Annotated in this window: 5 protein-coding genes; 3 read left to right on the top strand and 2 right to left on the bottom strand. The window is 53.4% G+C overall.

Annotation, left to right across the window (positions count from 1 at the left end; all coding sequences use genetic code 11):
• Positions 1-180: 180 nt before the first annotated feature.
• Both H8730_RS08975 and H8730_RS08980 read right to left on the bottom strand, forming a co-directional pair.
• Entirely contained in the window at positions 181-1,131 is a 951-nt protein-coding gene (locus H8730_RS08975; RefSeq protein WP_177717933.1) for an L-lactate dehydrogenase, read from the bottom strand.
• 271 nt (positions 1,132-1,402) lie between these two features.
• Positions 1,403-2,557 carry an AI-2E family transporter gene (locus tag H8730_RS08980; RefSeq protein ID WP_177717931.1) on the bottom strand — a complete coding sequence of 385 codons (1,155 nt, stop codon included), beginning with the start codon at positions 2,555-2,557 and terminating at the stop codon, positions 1,403-1,405.
• A 116-nt stretch (positions 2,558-2,673) separates the two neighbouring features.
• On the opposite strand from H8730_RS08980, the gene H8730_RS08985 reads away from it, so the two are divergent.
• The 3 genes from H8730_RS08985 to proA all read left to right on the top strand — a co-directional run bounded on the left by H8730_RS08985 (position 2,674) and on the right by proA (position 12,337).
• Positions 2,674-4,110, top strand: coding sequence for a glucose-6-phosphate isomerase (locus H8730_RS08985; protein WP_177717929.1), 1,437 nt, complete (start codon positions 2,674-2,676; stop codon positions 4,108-4,110).
• Between the two features lie 107 nt (positions 4,111-4,217).
• Positions 4,218-6,578, top strand: coding sequence for a glycoside hydrolase family 2 TIM barrel-domain containing protein (locus H8730_RS08990; RefSeq protein ID WP_177717927.1), 2,361 nt, complete (start codon positions 4,218-4,220; stop codon positions 6,576-6,578).
• A 17-nt stretch (positions 6,579-6,595) separates the two neighbouring features.
• Positions 6,596-12,337: an anti-phage protein ProA gene (gene proA, locus H8730_RS08995; protein WP_177717925.1), complete on the top strand. Its 5,742-nt coding sequence runs from the start codon at positions 6,596-6,598 to the stop codon at positions 12,335-12,337.
• Positions 12,338-12,436 lie beyond the last annotated feature (99 nt).

The following is a 12,436-nucleotide window of genomic DNA, read 5'->3' on the forward strand; positions in this document are numbered from 1 at the left end:
TGGAAGACTGCTCGCCGGCGTGCATTTTGAATGTCGTTTCACTGCCGGCATGGTCGTTTCGAAGGTGGAGTGGAGGAATTTGTCGCTGTGTGCCCGCTGGACGCAGTCGTTTTTCGCCTCGCCGGCGTGCAAAAAGGGGGCTGTCGCTGAACTACGTTTTCAGGACAGCCCCATCTCCTCTTAAAATCCGATTTCTTTTGCGAGCTTTCTCAGTTTTTGGGCAGAGTCTCGAAATGCGGCGGTTTCCAAATCATCCAACTGAATTTCCAACACTTTTTCCACGCCTTCATGGTCAACGATGGTCGGCAGGCTCAGGCAGACGTCTTTGACCCCGTACTCACCTTGCATCAGCGTAGAGACCGTGAGGATGGAATTCTCATTGCCAATAATACATTCCACGATTCGGCGCACGGCCAAAGCCACAGCGTAAAAGGTAGCCCCTTTCTTCCCTATAATCTCGTAGGCGGCGTTTTTGACAGCCTGGTAGAGCTTATCCGTGTCGTCCAGGCCGCATCCATCACAGCGTTTACACGACTTGCAGAATTCATCGAGGCTCATACCGGCAATGCTGGTGGAGCTCCAGGCCGCCACCTCGGAATCCCCGTGCTCACCAATAATATAGGTGTGGACGTTCCGGAGATCCACCTTTGCGCGCTCCCCAATCATATATTTAAGGCGGGATGTATCCAGCACCGTCCCTGAACCGATAACTTTATGGGGAGAAAAATCCGAGAGCTTGTAGGTGATATAGGTGAGGATGTCCACAGGATTGGTGACGACCAACAGAATGGTATCGTCATGACAGTATTTTGTGATCTGCTGAATGATATCTTTGAAGATAGCCGTATTCCGCTGCAGAAGAGCGATTCTTGTCTCGCCAGGCTTTTGGTTTGCACCGGCGGTGATGATGACGATGTCGGAACCGCGGATCTGCTCATAGTCACCGGCGACAATGGTCATAGGCGAGATAAATGACATGCCGTGGTTCATATCCAAAACATCGCCCTCGGCTTTATCCCGGTTGATATCGAGAATAACGATCTCGGAGGCAACCGCGCCGAGCATCAAGGTATAGGCAGTTGTCGACCCCACTAGGCCATCCCCGATAATGGAAATTTTTCCTTTGAACAATAAAGTCACGTCCTTTCGAGTCTGTCAAATGAATGCAATACGCTTAGGAAACGTATACTATTTTGGGTTGATTCTCAAAAAATATGCATTCCGCAGGAAGGAGGCATCACAATCCATAGGAATTTTTGCATTCTAATTTCTTTATCCTGGGATGTCGCACAAAGAGAATAGGGGCCTTTGATGAAGATTATGGATTTTGACAAATTGTAAAAAGAAGCCGGATATGGTACAATCGAACAAAGAGGGAAGTCCCATGCACCGGTTCATAGCGCTACGAATGCCTTGAAACCTTAGGACGAAGATGGGAGAAGCGGGGCGGAATCTGCCCAAGGAATCCCTCCGAATTTGGCTCCCGGCTTCGCTGATATTCTGTAATCAGAGTGCAGGCCACCTGCGCTGCGGGAACGGCTAAGATCATCCCAACCCCGCCGAAGAGAAGTCCGCCGCAGGTGACAGAAGCTAAAACCCAGAAAGGGCTGACGCCGGACAGATCCCCAAGAATTTTGGGCCCGATCAAAAAATTGTCTAGCTGCTGCCCGGCGATGATGATGGCCAGCACCGCTATCGTTTCCGGCACGCCTTCAAAAAGCGAAAGCAGAAGACAGGGGAGCGCGCCGAGCAAGGGGCCGATGTAAGGGATTATATTGGTGATACCGATTAGGAAGCTAAAGAGACCCGGGTAAGGAATTTCAAGGCGGAAGATCAGATTGACCAGCAGAATGGAAATATATGCGATCATACCTAAAATAAAGCAGGCAATACATTTTCCTGTGATGAAATTCCGCAGGGCTTCGTTTATAATTTCTAGAAAATTCAAGAGTCGATCCGCCACCCGAACCGGGATGGTTTTGTATAAAAATTTTGCAATGCTACAACCCAGTCCTGAGGAATCTTTTAAGGCATAATACGCCATGAAGAGGGAGAGAAAGAAAAAACTCAGAACTTCAAAGAAGCTTGCCACCGATCCCAAGAGATTGGTGGAGTATTTCATCAGGGGTGATACATACCGGCTTAGCAGTTCCGGTATATTCTGTGCCAATTTCTGAGGCAGCCCGCTATGGATCACATTGCGGATCCAGGGCATGGCGGCGATGTGATCCAGCAGCGCGGTATAATCCTTCGGCAGAATCTCTGCCACGTTGGTCACGATGGCGGGGATCAGAGTCCCCACCACAAAGGCGAGGATGGCCAATAAGAAACAATAGCTGACCAGGACCGCCAGCGCCCGGGGAAGATGTAAATTTTGGCTGAGCCAATTGACGATGGGCTGTAGCAGGTATATAATGATGAGAGCGACCATAAGAGGTTTGCCCGCATTAAAGAGCCACTGAAGAGCCCCCTCATGGAAGAGAAATCGGGCGAAGAGGAGTATGCCGGCTACGCAAGCCAGCAGGCCAACACGATTGTGATTTCGGTTAAAACCCATGGATGGACCTCCTTTAGGCGGGTCATACTTGTTTGTATTAAAAATATGAGAATGACGATATTCGCCGAGCAAAACAGCTGGTGTTATCTATAATCTATGTACAGGAGGAGTAACCTATGTCTGCGTATATGAACGAAGATTTCCAGGAAAAAATGAAGCTTCGCCTCAATTTTAACAATATGATGGAGGCCTTTGTCGGGGAGAAAGGAATTCAGGAGGAGGAGATTGCGGCCATTGCGGCTGAGATCGAGGACGCCGAGAAAGCGATGGTCGCAAAGCGGGCCAATGGAGGGATGGATTGGAGGGATCTGCCCTACAACCAGGATCAAGTTGTGGAGGACATTTTGGAATACGCGGCATGGGCGAAAGAGGAATTTGATGCGTTTGTCGTGCTGGGAATCGGCGGATCCGCTCTGGGGCCTATCGCGTTGCAGCAAGCGCTGAATCATCCCTATTATAATGAGCTATCCAAGGAGAAGAGAGGCGGCTGGCCTAAGTTTTATGTGGCGGACAATGTGGACCCGGAGCGGTTGGTCTACCTGTTCCAGACCATCGATCCGGCCAGGACGCTGTTTAACGTGACATCCAAGTCCGGTGGCACCTCTGAGACCATGTCCCAGTTTATGATTATTAAATCCATGTTGGAAGAACAGCTGGGCAAAGAAGAGGCGGCGAAACATATCGTATGCACCACGGATGCAGAAAAGGGAAATCTGCGGCCGATCTGCGATCAGGAAGGATATAAGAGCTTCGTCATTCCTGCCGGTGTTGGCGGACGCTTTTCTGAGCTAACTCCTGTTGGCTTGCTACCCGCAGCCATGACCGGTATCGATATTAAGGAACTTCTGGCGGGCGCAGCGTTTATGGATGAGCAGTGCAAGGAAGAGGACACGTACCGCAATATTGGCCATATGTATGGGATCTTGAGCTATCTCGCCATGAAGCAGGGCAAGAACATCCAGGTTATGATGCCCTACGCGGATTCACTGAAGTATATGGCGGACTGGTTTGCCCAGCTCTGGGCTGAGTCCCTTGGCAAAAAGTATAACAATGACGGTCAGGAAGTCTTCGCTGGACAGACTCCCGTAAAGGCACTGGGCGTTACGGACCAGCATTCCCAGGTTCAGCTGTACGCCGAGGGGCCCTTCGACAAGATGATTGTCTTCCTCGGGGTGGATCAATACCGGGAGGAGATTGTCATACCGAAAATTTATGGGGAGATTCCCTCTCTGGGATTCCTGGGCGGAGCCAGCCATAGCCAGCTGATTCAGACAGAGCAGATGGCAACAGAGTACGCACTGTTGAAGGCGGGTAAGATGAATATGACGTTGACGGTTCCACAGGTCAATGCCTTTACCATGGGAGAACTGCTCTATCTGTTCGAGGTGGCGACGGCTTTTGCAGGGGAGCTGCTGCAAATCAATGCTTTCGACCAACCTGGAGTTGAGGGTGGAAAGAACGCCACCTACGCCATGTTTGGACGTCCAGGGTATGAGGACGTGAAGAAAGAATTGGACAGCCGCCCGGAGGCGGATGCAAGATTCATCATTTAGCACTTTGTGAATCGAATGAAAGGTGTCAGGATTGTCCTGGCACCTTTTTGAACTTTAGGACAACTCCAACCGTAGAGATTGGACTGACAAGCCGAATGGAGGGCGTTATGGAGATCACAAGCTGGAAATTTTGCCGGGGGGAGTGCCCGGGGGCTGAGCAACAGGATTACGATGATGTGCGGTGGGAGACGGTCTGTGTCCCTCACGATTGGAGCATCGAGGGAAGCTTTCGGGAAGACGAGGCGGCGGGCGGTTCTGGAGGCTATCTGCCTACGGGAATCGGATGGTATCGCACCACCTTTGCGGTGGAGGCTCCTTCAGGTGAAGCCAAGGTGTTCTTAGGGTTTGATGGAGTGTACCGGTGTGCGCAGATATGGGTCAATGGACATCTGGCAGGACGCCATGCCAATGGATATACAGGGTATCTCCTGGATATCACCCCCTGGGTTCTGACGCGGGAACAGAATTGTCTGGCCGTTCGAGTGGACAACTCGCATCAGCCGGAATCGAGATGGTATACGGGTTCAGGGTTGTATCGGAGCGTGCGTCTGATCATTACCGGCCTACTTCATTTCCGGCCCTATGGCGTGCGGGTGGAGACGCCCGTCATCACAAGCGACCTTGCCATGCCGCTGGCAGAGGCCGTGATTCTCAATGAGGCCCCGGACGCCATAGAATTTTCACTGTATAATACGATTTTAGATCCACAGGGGGAGCACGTCACGACGACGGAGACGCTGTACAGGCTAAGGGCTGGCGAGGAAGTCCGGCTGCTAGATGAGCTTCTGCGGATTCAGGCGCCGAAGCTGTGGTCTACGGAAGATCCACAGGTCTACACATTGAAAAGCTCCATCTGGGTGGATGGACAGCGGGTGGACGAGCAGGTTGCTACATTTGGGATCCGGGAGGCAGCGTTTACGGCAAGGGAAGGTTTTGTCCTAAATGGCGAGCCAACTCTGATGAAGGGGGTTTGCCTGCATCATGACGGCGGTCTGGTGGGCGCCGCTGTTCCAAGGCGGGTGTTGGAGAGACGGCTGGCCCTGCTTAAGGAGATGGGCTGCAACGCCATTCGCACAAGCCATAATCCGCCGTCGCCAGAATTTTTAGATCTCTGCGACCGGATGGGCTTCCTCGTCATGGAAGAACTCTATGACGAGTGGATGATAACCAAACCCAAGGGGACCCAAACCCGCTATGGCGTGTCTGAATTTTTCCAGGAAACGGTTGTCCAGGATGTACTTTTTACAGTGCGCAGGGATCGAAATCATCCCTGTATTGTGATCTGGAGCGCTGGGAATGAGGTTCCGGAGCAATCGGAGCCGGACGGAATCTTGATATTGGCAAAGCTAAAGGAGCTGATTGCGCGGGAGGATGCCAGGCCCGTCACCGTGGGCTGCGACCGCATTGCCAGTCAGGATGGACAAGCGGCTTTACCAGAATTTTTGGCGCTGCAGGATGTGATTGGCTATAATTATGCAGATCGCTGGGGAGAGAGGCGGGAACTGGCCTCCGAAGCCGATCATGTTGCGGATCCTACACGCTGCTTTATCGGAACGGAGGACTCGGCCGTTCGGATGATCCGCGGGGAGTACCAAGTGGACAGGGAGAATCCATACAGCGCTTGTCTGCCGGATCTGGAACGGATGTGGAAATATACAGTGACGCGGAATCACGTAGCCGGCACGTTTCTCTGGGCTGGGATCGATTATTGGGGCGAGGCAAACTGGCCTTGTGTGGCGTCGAATTTCGGGCAGATGGATACATGCGGATTTCCCAAGATGGGATACTATTTCTATCAGAGCCTTTGGACGGAAGCGCCCATGGTGAAGCTATTCCCTCATTGGAACTGGGAGGGGCGAGAGGGGGAGCCAATCCCCGTCGTGTGCTTTACCAATTGTGATTACGTGGAGCTTTTCTTAAATGGCCGATTTCTGGGCAGGCAAAGCTATGAGTTCCCCAGACTCGGAATGAATATGGCATTTGGCTGCTATGATCGCCCCAATCGGGTGGTGACCACAGGAGATTTGCATCTGACGTGGCAGGTTCCCTACGAGCCGGGTGAATTGCGAGTGCTGGCGTATCGCGGGGGGAGCCTTGCGGCGGAGGATACGGCGAGGACGGCCAAGAGCCCGAAACGCTTCCAGATTCAGTGTGAGCAGGAGATTTTTGCTGGCGAAGAGGATATCGCCCATGTGGCAGTGGACATTGTGGATAAAAATGGGGTTATCGTCCCGGATGCCTCGATGAAGGTCCAATTTGCCGTAGAGGGGCCAGGCGTATTGGTGGGAGTGGACAATGGAAACCCAATGTGCCATAAAAGCCGAAGAGGAACGGTCATACGTGCCTTTCATGGCAAATGCCTGGCTATCATCCGGGGAACCGGGGACGAGGGAATTATCCGGGTTCTGATTCAGGCTAAAAAACTCGAACCGGCTGAGATGCGTATTGTGTGTAAGAGAAGGAAATGACCGCTGGAGTGTTGGAGATGGAGGATCAAGTAGCTTTACGGGGGGTTTATTCCGCCACCGTCAGTCTGGCGGCGCAGAAAAACAACGTGCCGCTGGTGCGGAGTCTAGTTTTGGAGAATCAAACAGGAGTGGACCTGACCAATCTCGCCGTCACGGTTCGCGTGGAGTCAGAGGTAGGGAATTCCTGGACGAGGGAGATTGCACTGCTCCCGGCAGGTAGCCTTTTGGACATTGGGGAAGTGCCGCTGCGATTATCGGAGGCGTATTTACGGGAACTTTCGCAGCGGACACAGCTTCGGCTAATGCTGAGCGTGCAGAAAGGCGATGAGCTGCTGGGACAGTGGCAGCAGCCCTTTGACGTTCTACCCTACAATGAATGGAGCGGGGTTCAGAGTATGCCGGAAATTTTGTGCGCCTTTGTCACCCCGGAGCATCCGAGGATAGCCTCCTTGGTGGAAGGAGCGCAGAAAGCGTCGGGCCGCACCTTCAACGGCTATGAGAGCCGAGATCCCAATAGTGTCCGGCTGCAGATGGAAGCTCTCTATCAGGGTTTGCAGGAGGAAGCCTTTCAATACTGTCCGCTCCCGGCCGGAGCTCTTGAGACAGGCGGACAAGTGAGGCTTTGCGGGGATTTGCATGGGGGAGGAACCGCTACCTGTCTGGAGATCGCGCTTCTCTATACGGCGTGTCTGGAAAGGGTAGGACTCCATCCTCTGCTGGTCTTGCTGGAGGGGCATGTTCTTCCAGGCTGTTGGCTGGAAGATAAAAGCTTTGCCGAATGGATTCAGGATGATCTGACGCAAATCACAGGACGGATGGAGGACGGAATTCACCAGATTGAAGTCATAGAGGGAACCTGCGTGACAAGCGGATCGAAGCTGGACTTTGCAGCGGCGAGGAAGGCAGCCTGGAACCATCTCCAGGAGCCAGCTGCCTTTTTCCTGGCCTTGGATATCCACCGGGCTAGAGCCTCTGGGATCTTGTCTATGGATATGCCGGCGACGGCCATACCCGATGCGGAGCCAACCATGGGAAAACAGCAGATATGGGAACGCCATTTGCTGGACTTGAGTCTCCGGAATACACTTCTGAATTTTCGGGTCACGAAAAAGACCATTCCGCTCATGATCTCAGAGCCTGAGCGGCTGGAGGATCACCTGGCGAAGGGACGTGAGTTTCACATACTGGAACGGCCTTCCAGCTGGGACACGGCGCTGCGAGATATTCAGCTTCACCAACTGCACACGAAAGCCGGGGCGGTTGATGTCTTGATCCAGTCAGAGTTGAAGTCAGGGCGGCTCCACGCCTTTTTGGACGAGCAGGAGGTGCAGGAGCGGCTGTCAGCCTTATACCGGCGGGCTAAAATCAGTTTGGAGGAGAATGGGGCCAACACGCTATATCTAGCGCTGGGATTTCTTAAATGGTATGAGAGTCCTGTCAGTGAACGAGTGCGGTATGCACCGGTGGTGCTGATCCCAGTGGATTTGATCCGCCAGACAGCGCGTGGACGTTTTGTGCTGAAGATGAGGGACGAAGATCCTCAGATGAATATCACGCTTCTGGAAATGCTGCGGCAGGATTTTGGTATCCAGGTGGAAGGGTTGGACCCCCTGCCGCGGGATGATTTCGGAGTTGACCTGCGCAAGGTATTCGCCCTTCTCCGTCAGGCCGTTCACCAGTGTTCCCGCTGGGAAGTGGAGGAGACAGCGTTTCTCGGCATGTTCTCCTTTAGCCATTTTATCATGTGGAATGACATTCGGAACCGAGGGGAGGACCTTAAGAAGAATAAAATTGTAGCCAGCCTTATGTCGGGGAAACTGGAGTGGGTTCCCACTGTCGACTTCCCGAACCCGGCAACGCTGGATGACGAATATTCACCAGCGGATATCGCCGTTCCCATCAGCGCGGATTCTTCGCAGCTGGCCGCTATCTGCGCAGCGGGTCAGGATAAGAGCTTTGTGCTTCATGGCCCACCGGGCACCGGCAAATCCCAGACCATTACCAATATCATCGCCAATGCTCTCTATCAGGGGAAATCCGTCTTATTTATCGCGGAGAAGATGGCGGCGCTGTCCGTGGTACAGAAGCGATTGGAGGCCATTGGACTGGCGCCCTTCTGCCTGGAGCTTCATTCCAATAAGGCGAAAAAGAAAGATGTATTGGAGCAACTGCGTCAAACGCTGGAGATTGGCCGTGTGAAACCCCAGGACGAGTATAGGACTCAGGCTGTGCGGCTGGCCAGACAGCGGAAAAAGCTGAACAGCTATGTGAAAGCGCTTCATCAAAAAAGGCGGTACGGATTTTCGCTGTATGAGGCCATCGCGCGCTATGAGCAATATAAAGACGCGCCGGCGGGAATAGATTTTGCTGGGAGGATCCCTGAGGATTTTTCCTGGGAGACCTTTCAAGCCTGGGAGGACGCTGTGCGGGATTTGCAAGCCGCCTGGAAACTATGTGGAATGCCAGGGGAACACCCTCTGCGGGAGATGACCATATCTGCGTACTCCAGGGCATCTCGGGACCGGATTAAGAAAATGATTGCGGAACTGCGCCAAGATCTACAAATATGTGGCGAAGGCTGGAATGCCGTAGAGGAATATTTGGGGCTGCCATCCCGCCATCTGTCCCATGGACAGATGGGGAAGACCGCCTCCTATCTGGAAGAAATTCTGAGCTCGGATTATATTTCTCCCGACATGTTGCGGAGGCAGGATCTCTCGGGATGGAGGGAATCAATCGCGCAGGTATGCCAGTGGGGAGCGCTGCGAGATGCGGCCAGGGAGGAATTGGAAGAGACCTTTGAGGATACGGTATTTCAGTTGGACGAGGCATCGCTGGCCAAGACCTGGAAAATGGCGGAGGCCAGTTGGTTTCTGCCAAGGTGGATCAAGCAGCGCCGTGTCTACAAAGTGTTCAAGCTTGCGAGCCGGACACCGAAGGCATACAAAAAGGAACGGACGCCTGAGAGCCTAGCGGTCCTGCATGAATTTTGGGATAAAGAGGGACTTGTGCAGGAGCGGCAGGGGGAATGGCGGCAACTTTTTGGAGATGCCTGGAAGGATGGACGTCCAGATTGGAAGAGTTTGGAGGCGATGTTCGACACGGCTCAGGATCTCCAGGAGCTAGCGGTGCAGATTGAGCCGGACCAAGGGGGACATACACTGTTGCAAAGGACAGCAGAGCGAGCTCTTCAAAATTTGGATGTCTTTCGGCGGCAGACCGGAGGCTGTATTTTAGAGCTTACGAGGGCGTGGCTTCATATTGCTGAGATGGAGGAACAACTGTCAGATGAAGCGGGGATTGATTTTAAGCAGCTTCACCAGCAGGAGAATGCTTGGGTTCCCTCTGCTCTTGAGATGGCGGAGCGTTGGCAGAGCGGCATTGGCGGTCTCCGTGATTGGTGCGGCTGGAATCGCGCTTGCGAGCAGGCGACAGGGATTGGACTCGGCGCTGTGGTGGACGCCATCGTACATGGCCAGCTGCAAGCCGGCACAGCCCTGGAATCTTTTTATCAAGGCTTTTACCTGACATGTGCTCAGGAAATCGCAGATGAGGTGGAATGCCTTCGGAATTTCAATGGTCCCCTGTTTGAAGAGGCGATTGCGAAGTACAGGGATACCACCAAACGATTTGAGCAGCTGACGCGGAGTGAACTGGCCGCCAAGCTTTCCGCTAAGATTCCCCACTTGCAGAGCGGCGTCAGCGTGGCGGATTCCTCTGAGATCGGAATCCTGCAGAGGGCCATCAAAAGCGGTGGGCGGATGATGCCCATCCGGCGTTTATTTGAGAAGATCCCCAATCTGCTTCGTAAATTATGTCCATGTATGCTGATGAGCCCCATCTCGGTTGCCCAGTACATTGATCCCACGTATCCGCCCTTTGACCTTATCGTGTTTGATGAGGCGTCCCAGCTCCCTACCTGTGAAGCGGCTGGCGCCATCGCCCGCGGAAAGAGTGTGATCATTGTGGGAGATCCAAAACAGCTGCCGCCGACGAATTTTTTTGCCGCCGGACAGATGGATGAAGACAACATGGAGCAGGAGGATCTGGAAAGCATTCTCGATGACTGTCTTGCCATTGCCATGCCGCAGGAGCATTTGTTGTGGCATTACCGCAGCCGGCATGAGAGCTTGATTGCCTTCAGCAACCGTCAGTTTTATGAGAATCGGCTGCTGACGTTCCCATCGCCCAACGATCGCATCAGTAAAGTGAAGCTGGTGGAGGTGGAGGGCTACTATGACAGAGGACGCTCCCGTCAAAATCTGGAGGAGGCGCGGGCGGTGGTGGAAGAGATCATCCGCCGTTTACAGGATCCTGTTCTCTCCAGGCAGAGCATTGGCGTCGTAACCTTTAGCTCCGTTCAGCAAAATCTCATTGACGACATGCTCTGGGAAGCTTTTTCCGAGCGGCCGGAATTGGAGGAGCTCAATGATAACGCGGAGGAGCCCATCTTTATTAAAAATCTGGAGAATGTGCAGGGGGATGAGCGGGACGTCATCCTGTTTTCCATCGGATACGGGCCGGACAAGGAGGGAAAGGTTGCCCTGAATTTTGGCCCTCTCAATCGAACTGGAGGCTGGCGCCGCCTCAACGTGGCAGTTTCCCGCGCGCGGTATGAGATGATTGTATACTCCGTTTTGCAGCCTGAACAGATTGATTTGTCGCGGACTATGGCAGAGGGCGTCATAGGGTTAAAGGCGTTTCTGGAATATGCCAAGCGGGGAAAGCGCGCACTTCCAGCGCCTGAGGAGCCGGTATCCAAGGAAAATGAAGCGCTGTTGCGGTTGATCGCCAATCAAATCGCGCAGCGGGGGTATCAGGTTAGGACTTCCGTTGGAACGTCCCAATATCGAATTGATATTGGCGTGATCCATCCCAAGAGGCCGGAGGAGTATATCTTAGCGATTCTATTGGATGGAAGCCGCTATCGAGATACCAAGACATCAAGAGATCGAAATCTGTTACAGATTTCGGTCCTGCGGTCTCTGGGCTGGCATGTCCACCGCCTGTGGATTCTGGACTGGTGGGAGAACGAGGGCGAGCAGCTGAACCAGATCGAACGGCACATCCACGAGATTTTGCGCGTCGAGGCGGAAAAGGGAATTAAGCATGCAACAATCCGTCCCGGCGTGAAAGAAGTCAAGACGGAATTTGAGACCTTCGATCAGGAGGAGACAGCGCTGCCCAACGGACTGGAAGAATATCGGATTGAAGAATTGCAGGAGGCTGGCTCTCCTGATGAATTTTATGATTCGGAAAACAATGAGTTGATCCTATCCCAGGCGGAGCAGATTCTTGAGATTGAAGGCCCCATCAGCGAGGACAATCTTTGCCGACGTCTGATGGGCGCGTGGGGGATCCAGCGCCTGAGCGCTCGGGTTGAAGCTCGTTTTCAGGAGATACGGGCTCTTGGCGCGTGGGTTCGGACAACGGGAATGGGAGTCACCTATTATTGGGCCAAAGGCATGAATCCCAGACAGTACACTGGATTTCGCGTTCCGCCGTCGGAACAGGGCGAGGAGCTGCGGCGGGATCTGGATGACATTGCGCCGGAGGAGCTGGCTGCTGCGGTTCGTTTTCTGTTGGAGCAGCAGGTGAGCCTGCCGCGGTCGGATTTGGTCCGGGAGATCTGCCGTCTCTTCGGGTTTGCCAGAACCAGCCCCGCCATTGAAGAAAAGGTGATGCTGGGCGTGAAGAAAGCGGTGGATCTCGGGTATGTGACGCTGGAAGAGACAGGTCGAGTGGTGTACCGGCAGTAGCGGATGGACAGGATGGTGAGGGAGCTATTCTATGGCATGGTTGAATAACTCCTATCATTCTGTTGTTTACGTAATTTGAATTACTTGGAGGAATGGGCT

Origin of the sequence: Bianquea renquensis, from assembly GCF_014384895.1 — a bacterium.
GTDB lineage: Bacteria > Bacillota > Clostridia > Lachnospirales > Bianqueaceae > Bianquea > Bianquea renquensis.